17 protein-coding genes are annotated in these 16686 nt (G+C 34.8%); 8 read left to right on the forward strand and 9 right to left on the reverse strand.

The features are described 5' to 3' along the window. Positions 1 to 17: 17 nt before the first annotated feature. Together uvrB and rpsT are read left to right on the forward strand one after the other, a co-directional pair. Positions 18 to 1964, forward strand: coding sequence for an excinuclease ABC subunit UvrB (gene uvrB, locus NTU58_02710; protein MCX6764596.1), 1947 nt, complete (start codon positions 18 to 20; stop codon positions 1962 to 1964). A 58-nt stretch (positions 1965 to 2022) separates the two neighbouring features. After that, positions 2023 to 2298 carry a 30S ribosomal protein S20 gene (gene rpsT / locus NTU58_02715; protein MCX6764597.1) on the forward strand — a complete coding sequence of 92 codons (276 nt, stop codon included), beginning with the start codon at positions 2023 to 2025 and terminating at the stop codon, positions 2296 to 2298. On the opposite strand, the gene holA is transcribed toward rpsT, so the two are convergent. The 7 genes from holA to tsaE form a co-directional block, all read right to left on the reverse strand. Beyond that, a complete protein-coding gene (gene holA / locus NTU58_02720) occupies positions 2295 to 3233 on the reverse strand; it encodes a DNA polymerase III subunit delta (GenBank protein ID MCX6764598.1) in 939 nt (312 codons plus the stop codon). The genes rpsT and holA overlap by 4 nt on opposite strands. After that, complete coding sequence (gene mutM, locus NTU58_02725) at positions 3230 to 4135, reverse strand: DNA-formamidopyrimidine glycosylase (protein ID MCX6764599.1); 906 nt, start codon at positions 4133 to 4135, stop codon at positions 3230 to 3232. The genes holA and mutM overlap by 4 nt, the downstream gene beginning before the upstream one ends. A gap of 2 nt (positions 4136 to 4137) precedes the next feature. Further along, entirely contained in the window at positions 4138 to 4515 is a 378-nt protein-coding gene (locus tag NTU58_02730) for a response regulator (protein MCX6764600.1), read from the reverse strand. A 24-nt stretch (positions 4516 to 4539) separates the two neighbouring features. Further along, positions 4540 to 4905, reverse strand: a complete 366-nt coding sequence (locus NTU58_02735; protein ID MCX6764601.1) for a response regulator — start codon at positions 4903 to 4905, stop codon at positions 4540 to 4542. A 77-nt stretch (positions 4906 to 4982) separates the two neighbouring features. Beyond that, the gene (locus NTU58_02740) at positions 4983 to 6185 is read right to left on the reverse strand and encodes an ATP-binding protein (protein ID MCX6764602.1); all 1203 of its coding nucleotides are present in this window, start codon (positions 6183 to 6185) and stop codon (positions 4983 to 4985) included. Positions 6186 to 6237: 52 nt separating this feature from the next. Beyond that, positions 6238 to 7158 (reverse strand): hypothetical protein, encoded by a 921-nt coding sequence (locus NTU58_02745; GenBank protein ID MCX6764603.1) that lies wholly within the window; start codon positions 7156 to 7158, stop codon positions 6238 to 6240. Then, a complete protein-coding gene (tsaE, locus tag NTU58_02750) occupies positions 7140 to 7589 on the reverse strand; it encodes a tRNA (adenosine(37)-N6)-threonylcarbamoyltransferase complex ATPase subunit type 1 TsaE (GenBank protein MCX6764604.1) in 450 nt (149 codons plus the stop codon). The genes NTU58_02745 and tsaE overlap by 19 nt, the downstream gene beginning before the upstream one ends. 66 nt (positions 7590 to 7655) lie before the next feature. Between tsaE and NTU58_02755 the strand changes: the two genes are divergently transcribed. The 5 genes from NTU58_02755 (at position 7656) to NTU58_02775 (ending at position 11944) form a co-directional block, all read left to right on the forward strand. Continuing rightward, the gene (locus NTU58_02755; GenBank protein MCX6764605.1) at positions 7656 to 8954 is read left to right on the forward strand and encodes a GspE/PulE family protein; all 1299 of its coding nucleotides are present in this window, start codon (positions 7656 to 7658) and stop codon (positions 8952 to 8954) included. 268 nt (positions 8955 to 9222) lie between these two features. Continuing rightward, entirely contained in the window at positions 9223 to 10443 is a 1221-nt protein-coding gene (locus NTU58_02760; GenBank protein ID MCX6764606.1) for a lamin tail domain-containing protein, read from the forward strand. 52 nt (positions 10444 to 10495) lie between these two features. Next, the gene (locus NTU58_02765; GenBank protein MCX6764607.1) at positions 10496 to 11227 is read left to right on the forward strand and encodes a YebC/PmpR family DNA-binding transcriptional regulator; all 732 of its coding nucleotides are present in this window, start codon (positions 10496 to 10498) and stop codon (positions 11225 to 11227) included. A 21-nt stretch (positions 11228 to 11248) separates the two neighbouring features. Then, entirely contained in the window at positions 11249 to 11746 is a 498-nt protein-coding gene (gene ruvC / locus NTU58_02770) for a crossover junction endodeoxyribonuclease RuvC (GenBank protein MCX6764608.1), read from the forward strand. Positions 11747 to 11821: 75 nt separating this feature from the next. Continuing rightward, positions 11822 to 11944 carry a hypothetical protein gene (locus NTU58_02775; protein ID MCX6764609.1) on the forward strand — a complete coding sequence of 41 codons (123 nt, stop codon included), beginning with the start codon at positions 11822 to 11824 and terminating at the stop codon, positions 11942 to 11944. 59 nt (positions 11945 to 12003) lie between these two features. On the opposite strand, the gene tyrS is transcribed toward NTU58_02775, so the two are convergent. Further along, a complete protein-coding gene (gene tyrS / locus NTU58_02780; GenBank protein ID MCX6764610.1) occupies positions 12004 to 13194 on the reverse strand; it encodes a tyrosine--tRNA ligase in 1191 nt (396 codons plus the stop codon). 81 nt (positions 13195 to 13275) lie between these two features. Here tyrS and NTU58_02785 point away from each other — a divergent pair, with 81 nt between their 5' ends. Then, positions 13276 to 15450, forward strand: a complete 2175-nt coding sequence (locus NTU58_02785) for a transglycosylase domain-containing protein (protein MCX6764611.1) — start codon at positions 13276 to 13278, stop codon at positions 15448 to 15450. Here NTU58_02785 and dnaN read toward each other — a convergent pair. After that, positions 15447 to 16577 (reverse strand): DNA polymerase III subunit beta, encoded by a 1131-nt coding sequence (gene dnaN / locus NTU58_02790; protein ID MCX6764612.1) that lies wholly within the window; start codon positions 16575 to 16577, stop codon positions 15447 to 15449. The two genes, NTU58_02785 and dnaN, sit on opposite strands and share 4 nt — an antisense overlap. Between the last annotated feature and the right edge of the window lie 109 nt (positions 16578 to 16686).

Here is a 16686-nt window from a genome sequence, read left to right on the forward strand (position 1 = left end):
CTTTAAATTATATTAACATGTTTAAATTAGTTTCAAAATTCAAGCCTACCGGAGATCAACCCAAGGCAATAAAAAGCTTGGTTAAAAATTTAAAAAAAGGAGAAAAGCATCAAATCTTATTAGGAGTTACCGGAAGCGGTAAAACCTTTACTTTGGCTAACTTAATTGAAAAAATCCAAAAGCCAACCTTGATTATCAGCCATAACAAAACCTTGGCCGCCCAGCTTTACCAAGAATTTAAAGATTTTTTCCCGGAAGCCGGGGTGCATTATTTTGTTTCTTATTACGACTATTATCAACCGGAGGCTTATCTGCCCCAAACCGACACTTATATTGAGAAAGACGCAAAAATCAACGAAGAGCTTGACAGATTAAGGCATGCCGCCACCCAGGATTTGCTGATCAGAAAAGACATAATCATAGTGGCTTCGGTTTCTTGTATTTATAACATCGGCTCTCCGGAAAATTACCAAAAAATATCTTTGGAAATAAAGCCCGGCCAAAAAATAAGCCGAAAAGAATTTATCCGCCATTTAACTTCCCTGCAATACCAGAGAAACGATATTGATTTTAAGCCCGGAAGTTTCAGAGCGAGAGGGGATATGGTTGATATTTCTTTGGTTACCGGAAAAGAAATTTTAAGAATTGAATTTTTAAATGATAAGATTCGCAAGATTTACTTGTCTAAAAACTCCTTATCGCCTCAATTTAAGCCTTGCGGCCAAAAAATCAAAATTTTCCCGGCTCATTTTTGGTTGGGGCCTCAAAATAAGTTAAAAATATCTTTGGAAAACATAAAGCTGGAACTTCAAGAACAATTAAAAAAATTCAAAAGACAAAAAAAACCGACGGAAGCCCGGAGATTAGAAAGTAAAACAAATTATGACTTGGAAATGCTCGAAGAAACGGGTTTTTGCCATGGAATAGAAAACTACTCCAGGCATTTGGAGTTTAGAAAGCCAAAAGAACCGCCTTACGCCCTGATTGATTATTTCCCCAAGGATTTTTTAATTTTCATTGATGAATCCCATATGACCCTGCCTCAAATTCAAGCAATGGCCAACCAAGACAAGGCTCGTAAAAAAACGCTTATTAATTACGGTTTCAGATTGCCTTCGGCTCTGGACAACCGGCCATTGACTTTTGAAGAATTTGAAAAGAAAATCAACCAAGTTGTTTATGTTTCAGCGACTCCCGGTCACTTTGAAAAAAACAAAACAAATAAAAAAAACATTATTAAGCAGTTGATAAGGCCCACGGGGCTTTTAGAACCATCGATTGAGATAAGGCCGACTAAAAATCAAGTCAAGGATTTAATCGGAGAAATCAGAAAAAAAATTGAAAAAAAACAAAGAGTTTTAGTTTTAACTTTGACTAAAAGGTTAGCGGAGGCCTTGTCCGACCATTTAACTGAGGAAAAAATTAAAACTCAGTGGCTCCACGCTGAAATAAAAACTTTGGAAAGGCCCCAGATTTTAAAAGACTTCAGGGAAGGAAAATACGACGTTTTGGTGGGCATTAATCTTTTAAGGGAGGGCCTGGACCTGCCGGAAGTGGCGATGGTTGCAATTTTAGACGCCGACAAGGAGGGTTTCTTAAGGACGGAAACAACCTTAATCCAAACCATGGGCCGGGCGGCCCGGCATCCGGAAGGCCATGTAATTTTATATGCCGATAAAATTACCCTATCAATGAAAAACGCCATAAAAGAAATAAACAAAAGAAGAAAAATTCAAGAAAAATATAACAAAGTAAATAATATTTCCCCCAAGGCAATTATAAAGGAAATAAAAAATTGGCCATTTGCCGCAAAAAAAGATGTTTTTAAGCTGGAATTTGGCGCGATAAAAGACATTAAATTTCTGGGAAAAGAAATGGATAGGGCGGCAAAAGAATTAGACTTTGAAAAAGCGGTTCAAATAAGAGATTTAATAAATAAAATCAAAAAACAGGGCTTTAATTAAAAGCTATTGCAAAAATTTTAAAATTTGCTATCCTGATTAGAGTTTAAAAAATAAAAATATGCCAATAACCAATTCGGCAAAAAAAGCCTTAAGGCAGAACTTAAAAAGGAGAAAAATAAATTCGGTAAAAAAAAGAAAAATAAAAGACTTTATTAAAGAGGCGAGAACTTTAGTTTCTCAAAATAAAACCGATGAAGCTAAGAAGCTTTTGCCTAAAATTTACAAAATCTTAGATAAAACGGCAAAATCCGGTTTAATTAAAAAAAATGCGGCTTCCCGAAAAAAATCAAGGATTACCGCCTTGATCAACAGAAAACAAACTAAGCAAAATTAAATTTCACCGATTAAAATGTCTATCGCCAAAACCGGTCCAATCTTGCCGGTTTTTATTTTAAGGTCTAATTGAAAAATTTTCCTGTAAATCTTTTTTAATTGTTCCAAATTAAACCGCTCGGACAATTGACAGCTTTTTTTCAGAACAAAAGGATGCATTTTTAACCGGGAAAACCCCATTCTTCTTTCAACTAAATCCTTAACCATCAAAAGATTGGAAAATTGAAATTTAATCATTGAAAAAATATAAAAAGGAGAGTCTCCTTTTTCCAAATGATAATGCAGGAGAGCTAATGCTCTTTTTTTGTTTTTATAAGAGATAGCGTCGATGGTTTCAAAAATAACCGGTTCAATTTTGGACGTCACCAAAAGGTCGAAGTCTTTTTTGGTGACTCTTTTTTCCGATTTTTTAATTTCAAAAAGGGCAAGTTTTTTGATTTCATTGGAAAGTTGCCACAGATTGTTGCCGATAAAGACAACCAAGCTTTCCAAGACGTCAGAATCAACCTCTGTTTTGTATTTTTTAAACTCTTCTTTTATCCAACCCCTGAGCTCTTGACCAACCAATAAATTAAACTCCTGAAAATCGCCGTATTTTTTTAAAAAATTGAATAAAGACTTTTTTGTTTTATTTTTTTCTTCTTCGCAAAATAAAATTAAATCTTCTTTTTGCTGTAAATCTTTTTTGTTTTTTAAAAAACTTAAAATTTCTTCTTCAATCCCGGAATCAGAAAAAAAATTTGTTAAAACCGCTATTTTCTTGTCTCTAAACATTGAAACCATATTAAATTCATCCTTAAATTTTTCAAAATCTGAACAGCAATCAAAATAATTCAAAATTACCCTGTTTTTGTGGAGCTTTTTATATTCTTCAATTATGTCTTTTAATTTTTGACCGGACCTGTAAGTGTCTTTTCCGTAAAGAAATTTAATCATAATTTTTGACAATTGGGGCAAAAATGAGCCGACCTTCCTCCTATTTTTTTTCTTAAAATTAACGACTTGCAACAAGAACATTTTTCTCCTTCCCTTTGATAAACCCTGCGATAATCATCGAAAAAACCTTTTTTTCCTTCAATTGTCCGCCAATCGCTGAAACTTTCTCCCTTCAATTCAATCCCTTTTTCTAAAATTTTAATGATATTTTGGTAAATTCTTTCAAGCTCTTTTTCTTTCAAGCTTGGAATTAACCTAAAAGGGTGGATTTTCGCCTGGAATAAAATTTCATCCGAATAAATATTGCCTATGCCGGCAATGACATTGGGGTCCATCAAAACTTGCTTAACCTTGCCCCGCCTTTGGCGAGGCTCGCCTTTGGCGGTTTTTTTATTTTTTAAAATTTCTTTAAATTTTTCAAAGGTAAAGCTTTTTTCTAAAGGTTCCGGCCCTAAGCTTTTGAATTCTTGTAAATTGAAAAGCTCGTCGGCCCCCCATAACTCTATTCTGGCAAATTTTCTCAGATCAGACAAAGCCAGCATTTCTCCATTATCTAATTTAAACAATAAATGGATATAGCTATTTATTTTTTCTGAAAGAAAATCTTTTTTAAAGCTCTTCCAGCCGGTTTTTTGTTTCTGCCACTTGCCCAACAAAAGATGGCCGGTAAGTTTTTGATGAATTAATAAAATTTTATCATCGGAAAGCTCAAAAAGAATGAATTTTGCCCTCCTTTTTACATTTAATATTTTTTTATTAATTATTTCTTTTTTAAATTCCGGGAAGCTCTTGGGGTTTTTTATCATCTTTTCAAAATCCGTCCAAACATCAATAAAGGTCCTGGATAGGACCTTTTTTCTTAAATCTCTTACTGTTGTTTCTACTTCCGGAAGTTCGGGCATTTTTATCCTAAAATATTTTTGATTTTTTCTATAACTTCACCGGGAGTAAAGTGAGCTTTAATTAAATAATCTTTAGCCCCTAATTGCAATCCTCTTTCAATATCGTCTTTCTGGCCCAAATTAGACAAAACAATAATCGGAATCCCAGACAAAGTCGGGTCTTCTTTTACTTTAGTCAAAACTTCAAAACCGTCTATCCCGGGCAAAATAAGATCCAGTAAAACTAAATCTGGTTTTACTTCTTTTATTTTTATAATTCCTTCTTCGCCGTCAACGGCTTCTGCAGTATCAAATCCTTCTCTTATAAGTTTTTGGTTCATCAAGTCTCTTAAAAACTTGTCGTCTTCTACTATTAAAATTGTTTTTTTGCTTTCGGCCATATTTTAAAAATTTTATTTTTAAAACTAACCAATTATTTTTTTAACCTTTTTTATTACTTCTTGGGGGTCAAATTCGGTTTTTATCAACCAGTCTTTAGCTCCCAGGTATTTGGCGCGGTCAATCTCAACCGGTTGGCCGGAATTTGAAACAACAATCACCGGAATTGATTTTAATTTTTTATCCTTATTTTTTTCCTCCATAACCCTGAAACCATCCATTTTAGGCATCACGATATCCAATAAAATAAGGTCGGGAACGACTTCTTTTATTTTACTTACTCCTTCTTTTCCGTCTTTAGCGATATAAACCTCATATCCTTCTTTTTCCAGTTTTTTTTGCAGTAAATTAAGGATTATTTCTTCGTCCTCTATGATTAAAATTTTTTTCATTGCTTTTTATTGTTTGTTCCTTTTATTTTACTCTCATCGGGAAAGATTGCAATATTATTTTCCACATTGTTTCACAATCAAACTGATTCCTCTTTATGGTCGGACGGCTCCTCGGAAACAGGGAGGGTAAAATAAAAAGTTGAGCCTTTTCCGACCTCAGATTCAAACCAAGCTCGCCCCCCATGAGCTTCTATGATATTTTTGGTGATAAAAAGACCCAGGCCGGAACCGTCGGTTTCCATCCTGACTGCGTTTTCTGACCTGAAAAATTTTGTAAATAATCGCTTTTTGTCTCTATCCGGAATCCCAATACCCGAGTCTTTTATGGAAAATTCTATTTCTTTGTTTTTGCTTATAAAATTTAAACAAATTTTTACCTCGCCCTTGGAAGGAGTATATTTTACGGCATTGTCTAAAAAATTCGTAATCACTAAATTTATTTTTTCAACGTCAATTTTAACCTTCGGCAATAATTTTTCTGATTTTTCGAAAACAAGCTTAATTTTTCTTCGCTCAAGCTCACTTTTATAAGAGTTAATGACCGACTGAGTTAAATCATCCAATTGCACAAAAGCAGGGCGATAAAGATACTTTCCCTCCTCAATCCTGCTGACGTTCAACAGGTCATTGATAAGATGAATCATTCTTTCATTGGAAACATAAGTTTTTTGCAAATATTCTTTTTGGTCTTTGCTAATTTTTCCCAAATCTCCATCCAATATCATCTTTAATGTCCATTTAATGGCCGAAAGCGGCGTTCTTAATTGATGAGCAGTTAAAGAAACGAATTCGCTTTTTATCCTTTCTATTTCTTTTTCCCTTGTAATGTCGTGCAAAATCACCAAATTGCCAAAAATTTCTTTGCCTCTTTTTATGTGGATAATTGAAACTTCCAAAATCAGAATTTCTTTCACCTTAAGCTCCTTTCTAAAAATCTCTTTGGCTTCCGGAATAAAAAAATCAATCAAACCCTTAAGTCTCGGGAACTCCGCAAGCCGTAAAAGTGATTTTCCAATTACCTCGGGGGCTTTCACTTCAAAAAAATCCTCAGCACTCGGATTAATTAAAATTAAATCTTGCTGTTCGTCGAAAGCCAAAAGACCATCGGAAAAATTGGTAATAATGGCCAAGGTCTTATTTTTTTCTTCCACCGCTCTAATGCGGGCATCTTCAACATCTTCCAAGATGTTCAATAAGGCTTCGTGGACCATTTTTTCGTCCAAGATCTGGCTTTCCTTTAAATCAACCTCTCCTGTTTTTATTTTTTTATCGTTTTCCATTATCATTGCCTTATTTTAATAATTGTTTTTTATTCATTAATTTTAACATATTCTATCTTTCTTCAAAAACCTTAAACTCGCCGAGCCTGTCTATTAAACTATAGAATTCCATTTCCTGAAAAATTTTTATTATTTTTTCTTTTTCGTACTTGCCGAAACGACAAACATCCAAGTCGAATTCGATGGGAACATCGCATTTCGCCTGAATTAACTTTTTACTCAGGAAAGCGTCTTCTTTGTGTTTGAATAAAGCTTCTTTTGTTTTAGAAGAAATTAATTTTGATTTTTCGGTGCTTAATTCTAGTTCTCCGTAAAGATTGTCCAAGCTATCGAATTCTTTTATTAATTTAATGCCGTTTTTTTCTCCTATTCCCCTGACTCCCGGGATGTTGTCGGAAGGGTCTCCTCTTAATCCTTTAAAATCGGGCAATTGTTCCGGAGTTAATCCGCCGTATTTTTCTTTAACTTTTTCGAAATCATATAAAATCGTATTTTTAATGCCTTTTTTTAAGCTGTAAACTTTCGTGTTTTCATTGACTAATTGAAAAATATCGGCATCTCCGCTTAAAATAATGGTTTCGATCTCGGGAATTACTTGTTTCTTGGGAGCTAATTTGGCTATAGTGGCAATTATATCGTCCGCTTCAAATCCTTGTTTTTCAAAAATAACTATATTAAAAGCTTTAAGAATCTCTTTAATCCTGGGAATTTGGCCGGAAAGTTCATCCGGCATTTTAGGTCTTTTTGCTTTGTAGGGCTTAAATTCCAGGTGGCGGAAAGTAACGCCGGGCAAATCAAAAGTGGCTGCTACAAAATCCGGCTGAAATTCTTTTAATGCTTTTAAAAAAACCAGTAAAAACCCGTAAACCGCCCCCAACGGCTCTCCTTTTTTATTGGTTAGGGGAGGCAGGGCATGAAAAGCCCTGTGAATTACAGAGTTGCTATCAATAATAATTAAACGTTTTTTATCCATATTTTTCTGTTTTTTTTGTTTAAAAAATTAAATTTTAATAAGGTTTTGTTGGTTGGCAAAATCCCTCTGATTCTTTCCGCCCATTCAATGGCTATAATATTTTGGGGGTCGGAAACAATTTCGTTGAATCCGAGCTCTGATATTTCTTTCGGGCCTTTTATCCGATAGCAATCAAAATGATAAAAATTTTTAAATTTTTTATTTTTAGGAATTTCAAATTTTTTCATCAAAACAAAGGTTGGGCTTAAAATTTTATCTTTTATTCCCAGTCCCTTGGCAAAGCCCTGCAAAAAAGTGGTCTTGCCTCCGCCCAAATCTCCCTCTAATGCTAAAACCTTGGCTTTTTTATCATTTTTGTCCTTTAAAATTTTTTTAGCCAAGTTTTTTCCTTTTTCTTTTGTTTCAAGCGGGCTATGACTTTTTATTTCCATGTTTCCACAATTGACTATTTCCTTTAATTGATATAAATTAAATTAATTTTATTTATTCATTTTACAATGAATCAAGAAATTACCAAACAAATAGAAATACCCGAACAGTTTTTTTTAAAAATTCAAAAGGAGATTAACAATATTTCGGATTTCCAAAAAAGCATTGAAAAAAACCTGAATGAAAAAATTACCGACCTTATTTCAATAGTTCTGGGAGGATCAATGAGTCTCAAGGCTTCCGACGTCCACATTGAACCTCAGGAAAAAGATTCGAGGTTAAGAGTAAGGATTGACGGAATTTTACATGAAGTGGCATCCATTCCTATTGAAATTTCTAATAAAATTGTTTCTCGCTTAAAACTCTTGTCTGAGCTTAAATTAAACGTCGCTGAACGACCCCAAGATGGTCGTTTTTCTATTTTAGTTCAAAATAACCCCATTGAAATCAGGTCTTCTACTTTGCCCTCCCAATACGGAGAATCAATTGTGTTAAGAATATTAAATCCAAAAGACTTGGTTAGCATAGAAGACTTGGGATTAAGAGAAGATTTATTTAATCTTTTTAAAAATGAAATTAAAAAACCCAACGGAATGATTATCGTAACCGGTCCCACCGGCTCCGGAAAAACAACCACGCTTTATACTTTTTTAAAAGACATTCAAAACCCAAAAATTAAAATAATCACCATTGAAGACCCGATAGAATATCATTTAAAGGGAATTTCTCAAACTCAGGTCGTAGCAAAAAAGGGTTATGATTTTGCTTCCGGACTGAAATCAATTATGCGCCAAGACCCAGACGTAATATTAGTAGGGGAAATCAGGGACTTGGAAACCGTAGAAATAGCCCTTCAGGCTGCCCTAACCGGACACTTGGTTCTTTCTACTTTGCATGCTAATGACGCCGCGGGGACGATAACCAGGCTGATTTCCTTGGGAGCAAACCCGGTTAATATCGCTCCGGCCCTAAGCATGGCGGTAGCCCAAAGATTAGTGAGAAAAGTTTGCAAAAAATGCGGAAAACGAAGAACCGCTTCAGCAGAAGAAGCGGAAAAAATTAAAGCCGGACTGAGAGACGTAGAAATAAAAACAAAAAATTTAGTCCCCTTAATAGATAAAATAAAAATTATTGAAGCTAAGGGATGCAAGGAATGCAATTTCACCGGATATTCGGGAAGAGTCGGAATTTTTGAAGTTTTTTTGGTGGACCCGGAAATCGAAAAATTTATTTTAACCTCGCCTTCAATTTCTGCTTTAAGGGAAATGATAGTAAAGAAAGGAATGATTACCATGCGTCAAGACGGATTAATTAAGGTTTTAGAGGGCACAACTACAATAGAAGAGGTGGAAAGGGTGGTTGAATAAAAAAACGGCTCCTAGTCTGGGGGAAAATTAGGTCGTTAGACCTAAAGACAAAATCTCTCTGAGGAATAGTCTCGAGAAACTCCAGACTACCCGTCAAGAGAAACTCCTGCCCCCAGACTAGGAGCCACTTTCTTAATAGCTAATTATATAATACTTTTAATTTTTTGTCAATACCTCTATTCCCTAGAGGTTTATTTTTGGAAAAAAGAATATAATCATATTCTTCGCTTTAATTTTAAGAAAATATCCTGTTTTAATTTTTAAAATAATGGAAAAAATATTCGTTTTGATATTTTTTTTATCGTTCTGCCTTTTAAAACCGTTGAGCGCTATTGCCCTTCAACCGTTAGACCTGATAATTAACGAGATTGCCTGGATGGGAACTGAAAAATCTTATAACGATGAATGGCTGGAGCTTTATAATAATTCTTCTTTAGAATTAGATCTTGCCGGCTGGAAGATTAAATCGGAAAACAGCAAATTTAATATAGAGCTTGTCGGAAAAATAGCGCCAAAAGGATTTTTTATATTAGAAAGAACCGACGACCAAAGCTTGCCTGAAGTTTCGGCTGATTTAATCTACAAAGGAGCGCTGAACAACTCCGGAGAACATATTAAATTGACAGACAATGAAAATCAAATAATTGACGAAATAAACTGTGAAAACGGCTGGTTCGCCGGAAACAACGAAACGAAGCAAACCATGGAAAGAAAAAGTCCTTTAGGGCCGGGCAGTGATAATAATAATTGGTTGTCCTCTGGAAATCCCGGAGGAACCCCCAAAAAAGAGAGCTCAATGGGGGCAAATGAAGTAAAAAGCAAAACAAACGACGAAAATGGAAGAGTGATGGATAAGGAAATTCAATCCTTTGCTTCGTCCGCTTTTTCGTTTAGCTCTCCTTCCCAAATCTACATAAACGAATTATTGCCGTCTCCGGATGGCCCTGACAAAGGAAATGAATGGATAGAAATTTTTAATGGAGGCGACGCCCTTAATCTTTCCGGCTGGCAGATAACGGATGTTTTAGGAAAAACACAGGTATATTCTTTTCCCCAAGAAACTATTATAAAAAATAATGGCTTTTTAGTTCTTCCCGATTCTTTGACTAAAATTACTTTAAATAACGACGGCGATTCGGTTTTATTGATTAATCCTGCCGGCGAAACAATAGACAACATTTCTTTTAAAAAGTCCCCTCAGGGCAAGTCTTATAGCAGAATAAACAACGAATGGACTTGGAATTCTTTGCCAACGCCGGGAAAACAAAATATTCTGCCCGACTCAAAAAACAATAGCCACAATACAAGCTCAAGCATTGATTATCAAAAAATAGAAAAATTAACAAACCCTATTAAAACAAAAGGAATGGCCTCTATCTATCAAACCATTCCTAAGTTTAATTTCTCTTTTATTTTATTGGTCGCCTTTTCTTTATCTTTTTTGTCCGGAATGTTTTTTATATTATTTAAAAAAAGGTTTTCTGTTTAATTCTTTCTAAAAAGCTTGATTTAGAAGGGAAACTGAGATAAGTTGATAATATATGAGCGGTCATTCTCATTGGCATTCAATCAAATATCAGAAAGGAATCGCCGATCAAAAACGAGGCAAGGTTTTTTCTAAAATGTCTCGGGAAATTTCCATTGCGGCAAAAGATAAAGGCAAAGACCCTGACAGCAATCCTTCTTTAAGAATAGCCGTCGAAAAAGCTAAAAAATTTAACATGCCCAAGGACAATATAGAAAGGGCGATTAAAAGGGGGACGGGCGAGCTCAAGGAAGCGGAATTGGAATCTTTTGTTTTTGAGGCTTACGGTCCGGGAAATGTAGCTCTAATTATTGAAGGAATCACTGATAATAATAAACGAACATTCCAAGATATAAAGCAAATCCTAAGCCAGAACAACGGAAAAATTGCTAATGAAGGGTCAGTCAAGTGGATGTTTGAAAAAAAAGGAGTAATAACATTAAGCTTAGAATCCCAGGAGCCGAAAATCAGCAAAGAAGACTTGGAATTAAAAATTATTGAATCGGGAGCTGAAGATTTTTTTTGGCACGAAAATTTATTGGAAATTTATTCAAAAGTTGAAAATTTAGAGAAGATAAAAAACAACCTTGAAAATCAAAAAATAAAAACAGAAGGGAGTTCCGTAGATTGGGTTGCTAAAAACAAAGTTCAGGTTGAAAAAAAGGAGCTTGATTCTTGTGAAAAACTTTTTGAGGCCCTGGATGAAAGCGATGACGTACAAGAAACTTATTCAAACTTACAAGATTAATTAAGTTTAAAAATAAATTTTATGATTATTTTGGGGATAGACCCGGGAACGGCGACTACCGGCTATGGAGTTATAGAAGTAAAAAAAAATAAAAATCTCCGAGCCGTTGAATATGGCTGCATCAAAACCAGTCCCGAATCTAAAACCGGAGAAAGATTAAAAAAAATAAACAGCGAGATATCTGGTTTAATAAAAAAACACCAACCGAAAATTTTAGCTATTGAATCCCTTTTCTTTTTTAGAAACTTAAAAACCGCCATCCCGGTCAGCCAGGCAAAAGGAGTAATTCTGCTGGCAGCCGCCAGAAAAAAAGTTCCTGTTATTGAATTTGCTCCCTTGCAGGTAAAATTAACTATTACCGGATATGGCTGGGCAGAAAAAGAAAAAGTTCAAAAGAAAGTTAAAAAAATGCTTAATTTAAAAAAAATTCCAAAGCCCGATGATATTTCCGATGCTTTAGGAATTGCCATTTGCGGCGCCCTAACAACTAAAATATTATTTAAAAAACAAAAAGCTTGACAATAAGTCTCCAAAAAATATAATTGAAGTATGTTTTAAAAAGGTCGCAAGTCTTAAAAATTTAATTATTAAAAAATGTTTCAAGAAAAAACCGCTTTTTATTTTGACGAAGAAGAAGGAACAAGCACAGGAGATGAAGAAATAAAAGAGGGCGAAGAGACAGAGGAGGAGGAAGAGGAAGAAGAAACAGAGGAATAATATTTTTTGCAATATCATACAAAAAACCCGGCTTTCGCCGGGTTTTTGATTTAAAGCGTTTATTTTATCTTAACAAATTTTCTTTTGCCTGCCCTCAAAACATCCCCTTTTTTAACCTCTATTGTTTTCTGCCAGTCTTTTTGGGTTTCGTTATTAATTTTTACCCCTCCCTGCAAGACTAATCTCTTGGCTTCTGATTTAGAAGGAACAAGGCTGGCCATTACCAACAAATCAAGAATGTTTATTTTTTTCTCTTTAATCAACATTTCGGGAACATCGGAAGGATTTTTTTTGTCTCTAAAAATTCTGTTGAATTCTTTTTCCGCTTCTTGGGCCTTTTTTTCTCCGTGATAAATTTTTACAATTTCTTTAGCTAGTCTTGCTTTTTGATCACGCAAAGAAACTTTTCTTATTTCTCCAATTTCTTTGCTACCTAAAAGGGTGCATAGCTTAAAAATAGAAACAATGACTTCATCGGGCAGAGACATTGTTTTGCCGTACATTTCGTTGGAAGAATCATTTAAAGCAATGACTTCTCCTTCGCTTTTTGACATTTTCTTTCCTCCTTTTTCAGCCGAAATAAGCGGCCAAGTTATAACTATTTTTTCTTTATTTTTATAAGCTTTCATCATCTCTCTCCCGACCAGCATATTAAAGGTCTGGTCGTTGCCCCCAGCTTCAGCGTCAACGTCCATGGCCACCGAATCGTATCCTTGCAGGACAGGGTAAATAAATTCATTCAACCAAATTGGCTTTTTTTCTTCTTGTCTTTTTCGAAACATGTCTCTTTCCAACATTCTTTGAACGGTAAAAAAAGATAAAATTTTTAAAAAATCTTTGGAATTAATTTTCTCCCACCATTCGCTGTTAAACCTTAAAATAGCTGGGTTTTTTCCTTGAAAATCTATTATTTTACCGGCCTGTTCTTGATATTTTTGACAATTTTTTAAAACCTCTTCTTTGGTTAAGATTTTTCTTTTTTTATCCTTTCCGGTAGGGTCCCCAACTTGAGCGGTAAAATCTCCAATCAATAAAATTATTTTATGCCCCAATTCCTGGAATCTTTTTAAAATAAAAAGGTTTACGGAGTGTCCCAGGTGTAAAAAGGGAGCGGTAGGGTCTATGCCGTTATAAATCGTAAGCTTCTTCTCTGACTTTAAAACCCTTTTTAGTTCTTCTTTGGAAGGATAAACGTTTTCCAGTCTTTCCAGAATTTCTTCTATTTTTTGTGTTTCATTTTCTTTTATCATATTTTTATATCATACAAAAAAAATAATAAAATTGCCAATTTCCATTAATTTAATTAGAATAATGATAAATATTCCAATTTTATGGCAATAAGAAAAAAACCCTTAAAAGTGTACCAGGAAAATAAAAAGAAAAAAAGCGTTTTTTTTGTTTTTAAGTTTTTTTTAGCTTGTCTTTTCTTGCTGTTTTCCGCCTTAATAATAATTTTTATTTATTACGCCAAAGATATTCCTCGCCCTGAAAATTTTTTGGAAAGAAAAATTTTTCAGTCTACTAAAATTTACGATCGAACCGGCAAGGTTCTTTTGTACGACATCCACGGAGAAGAAAAAAGAGAAATAGTGCCCTTAGACCAAATCTCGGATTATTTAAAAAAGGCCGTGATAGCAACTGAAGACGCAAACTTCTATCAACATTATGGCATTGACCTCAGGGGAATTGGCCGTTCTGTCTTGATTAATTTAAAACTTAAAAAACAGTCTGATTGGGTTGGGGGATCGACAATAACCCAACAATTAATCCGTTCTTCTTTATTAAGCCAAGAAAAAACAGCTGAAAGAAAAATAAGAGAAATTGTTTTGAGTTTAGAGCTAGACAGAAAATATTCCAAAGAACAAATCTTAGAATGGTATTTGAATCAGGTTCCTTTCGGCTCGAACGCTTACGGCGCGGAAGCCGCCAGCCAAACCTTCTTTAAAAAGCCTGCAAAAGACCTTTCTTTGGGCCAGGCTGCTATTTTAGCGGCTTTAATCCAAGCTCCGACAAGATTATCTCCTTACGGAGAAGATAAAGAAGCTTTGTTAAAAAGAAAAAATTATGTTTTAGATCAAATGGAAAAATTGGGGTTTGTGACAAAGGAAGAAAAAGAAATGGCCCAAAAAGAAGAAATAATTTTTTCTGAATTTTCTGAATCAATTAAAGCTCCTCACTTTACCCTTTTTGTTAAAAATTATTTAATCGAAAAATATGGAATTGATTTTTTAGAAGAAAACGGACTGAAGGTTTATACCAGCTTAGATTGGGAGGCCCAGGAATTAGCAGAAAAACTGGTAAAAGATGGCGTTGAAAATAATAAGAGCTATAACGCTTATAATGCCGCTTTAGTGGCAATAAATCCAAATAACGGAGAAATTTTAGCAATGGTAGGTTCCGCAGATTGGTTTGGGACTCAATATCCTGTAAATTGCGTTTCCGGAAAAAATTGCCTGTTTGATCCCAAATTCAACGTGGCCGTTGGAACAAAAAACAGTCCGGGCCGGCAACCGGGGTCAGCTTTTAAGCCCTTTGCTTATGCCGCTGCTTTTCAAAAAGGATTTACCCCGGAAACAATTTTATGGGACGTTAAAACTGAATTTAACCCTAACTGCAGCCCTGACGGAAACCAACTCAAAGACCAGTACGGATTAGACTGTTATCATCCCTTTAACTATACCGGCAAGTTTAAGGGACCTCTTAGCTTGCGTAATTCTCTTGCCCAATCCATTAACGTAACTTCAGTTAAAACCCTTTATTTAGTAGGAGTAGAGAATGCTATAAAAACGGCCCATAGTCTGGGAATTACAACTTTAAACGAAGGGCCTTCTCGTTACGGACTGGCTTTGGTTTTGGGGGGAGGGGAAGTAAAGCTAATAGACATGACTTCGGCTTACGGTGTTTTTGCCACAGAAGGATTAGTTGTCCCTCCGGTAAGTATTTTAAAAATTGAAGATAGTCAGGGTAATCTGATTGAAGAAAATAAAAAAACCCTAAAAAGAGTTTTGGACATTCAAACTTGCAGAAAAATTAATGATATTTTATCGGACAACGAAGCAAGAGCTCCAATTTTTGGGTTAAACTCTCCTTTGCATTTTCCGGAATCACAAGTCGCGGTAAAAACCGGAACAACCCAAGAATACAGAGATGGCTGGGCTATTGGGTACACTCCCTCTATCACGGTGGGAGTATGGGCGGGAAACAATAATAACTCTCCAATGAATAAAGAGCCCGGAGTGGTCTCCGCTGCTCCTATTTTCCATAAATTTATGGAAAAAATGCTATTAAAATATCCAAAGCAAGAATTTACAAAGCCGGAAAAAACAACGAGTTCAATCTCTATTTTAAATGGTGAAATTGACAAACAAAATCCCCACTCTATTCTTTATTATATTGACAAAAATAATTTATCGGAGGCTACGCCTACCGACCCTTATCAAGATTATCAATATAAAAACTGGGAAGAAGGGGTTAAATTTTGGGTAAAACAAAATCCGATTTTTTAAGTGCTTTTAATCGGCATTACAACATAAATAAAATTTTTGTCGTCAACGGGCCTTAACACTCCGGGGCCGTCTTCTCCGTTAAGCTCAAATATTATTTCTTTGCTTTTAATATTATTTAACCCGTCAACAAGGAAGCGATAATTAAAAGAAATTTCTGTTTTTTCTCCTTTAATTTTTCCCTTCATTTGAGAGCTGCTTTGTCCTAAGTCCGGGTTTTGAGCAAAAACCTCAATGATCTCTTGACTGGGAGTTGCTTTGATTTTAACTTCATTAATTTTTCCGCTAAACAAACTGGCGGCTTTTATTTGATTAAAAAACTCTTGCCTAGACAGAGTTGCGGTAGTTTTAAAATCTTTTGGAATTATTTCTTTATAATTCGGGTATTCTCCTTCAATCAACCGAGATGTAATTTGGACTTCGGGGTGAGGGGTTTCTTTCATTTTTGACTCAAACATGATTTGATTTGGAGAAAAGAATATTTTTATTTTTTCATAATTTTCTCCAAAAATATTAATTACTTCCCTGATGGTTTTTTGAAGAACAATTAAAGAAATTTTATCGGGCAAAGACGGTGACTTGGGGATGTTTATTTTTTTTTCGGCCAACCTAAAACTGTCCGTGGCCGCCATTTCTATGGAGTCTCCGCCCAAACAAAGATAAATTCCTGATATTTCCGGCCTTGTTTGAGAGGAAGAGGCCATGTCCACTATTTGCGTTAAGCCCTGAACCAGGTCCTGACTGTCTATTTGTAAATTTAGCTCGCTTTTTACTTCCGGAATAATAGGAAAGTCTTCGGGGCCCAATCCTTTTATTTGATTTTTATAATTTTTCCCCTCCAGGTGCAAAGTATTGTTTTTAACCTCTATGTTTATTTTTTCTTCCGCAATAAAACCAATTAAACTGATTAAAAATTTAGCCGGCACCACAATAGCCCCCTCTTTTTCGATTTTAGCCAGCGCCCAATATTTAATGCTTAGTTCCAGGTCAGTTCCTGATATTTTTAAAAAATTTTTTTCCGTAGAAAGCAAAACATTGTTTAAAACTGGCAAGGTAAAAGATTTTGAAGTGGCCTTGCTAACAATATTTAATCCCCTAAGGAAGTTTTCTTTTAAAATTGAAATCTTCATAATTTTAATAATATTTAATTTTTTATTATTATTGTTGTTATAGAAATTTTTTTAAGGGGTTTTTTAGGCTTTTAGTTGGTGTTGTGCGGAAGTCGTTGTTGAAAAAATG

The sequence above is a fragment of the Candidatus Nealsonbacteria bacterium genome, from assembly GCA_026396195.1.
Taxonomy (GTDB): Bacteria; Patescibacteriota; Minisyncoccia; order Minisyncoccales; family JAGGXC01; genus JAPLXH01.

Coding starts and splice junctions, on each gene's coding strand:
- NTU58_02765 (MCX6764607.1), top strand. CDS start 10,496: ATGAGCGGTCATTCTCATTGGCATTCAATCAAATATCAGAAAGGAATC.
- NTU58_02755 (MCX6764605.1), top strand. CDS start 7,656: ATGAATCAAGAAATTACCAAACAAATAGAAATACCCGAACAGTTTTTT.
- NTU58_02740 (MCX6764602.1), bottom strand. CDS start 6,185: ATGGAAAACGATAAAAAAATAAAAACAGGAGAGGTTGATTTAAAGGAA.
- dnaN (MCX6764612.1), bottom strand. CDS start 16,577: ATGAAGATTTCAATTTTAAAAGAAAACTTCCTTAGGGGATTAAATATT.
- NTU58_02760 (MCX6764606.1), top strand. CDS start 9,223: ATGGAAAAAATATTCGTTTTGATATTTTTTTTATCGTTCTGCCTTTTA.
- NTU58_02730 (MCX6764600.1), bottom strand. CDS start 4,515: ATGGCCGAAAGCAAAAAAACAATTTTAATAGTAGAAGACGACAAGTTT.
- NTU58_02745 (MCX6764603.1), bottom strand. CDS start 7,158: ATGGATAAAAAACGTTTAATTATTATTGATAGCAACTCTGTAATTCAC.
- NTU58_02735 (MCX6764601.1), bottom strand. CDS start 4,905: ATGAAAAAAATTTTAATCATAGAGGACGAAGAAATAATCCTTAATTTA.
- uvrB (MCX6764596.1), top strand. CDS start 18: ATGTTTAAATTAGTTTCAAAATTCAAGCCTACCGGAGATCAACCCAAG.
- tsaE (MCX6764604.1), bottom strand. CDS start 7,589: ATGGAAATAAAAAGTCATAGCCCGCTTGAAACAAAAGAAAAAGGAAAA.
- NTU58_02775 (MCX6764609.1), top strand. CDS start 11,822: ATGTTTCAAGAAAAAACCGCTTTTTATTTTGACGAAGAAGAAGGAACA.
- ruvC (MCX6764608.1), top strand. CDS start 11,249: ATGATTATTTTGGGGATAGACCCGGGAACGGCGACTACCGGCTATGGA.
- holA (MCX6764598.1), bottom strand. CDS start 3,233: ATGATTAAATTTCTTTACGGAAAAGACACTTACAGGTCCGGTCAAAAA.
- mutM (MCX6764599.1), bottom strand. CDS start 4,135: ATGCCCGAACTTCCGGAAGTAGAAACAACAGTAAGAGATTTAAGAAAA.
- NTU58_02785 (MCX6764611.1), top strand. CDS start 13,276: ATGGCAATAAGAAAAAAACCCTTAAAAGTGTACCAGGAAAATAAAAAG.
- rpsT (MCX6764597.1), top strand. CDS start 2,023: ATGCCAATAACCAATTCGGCAAAAAAAGCCTTAAGGCAGAACTTAAAA.
- tyrS (MCX6764610.1), bottom strand. CDS start 13,194: ATGATAAAAGAAAATGAAACACAAAAAATAGAAGAAATTCTGGAAAGA.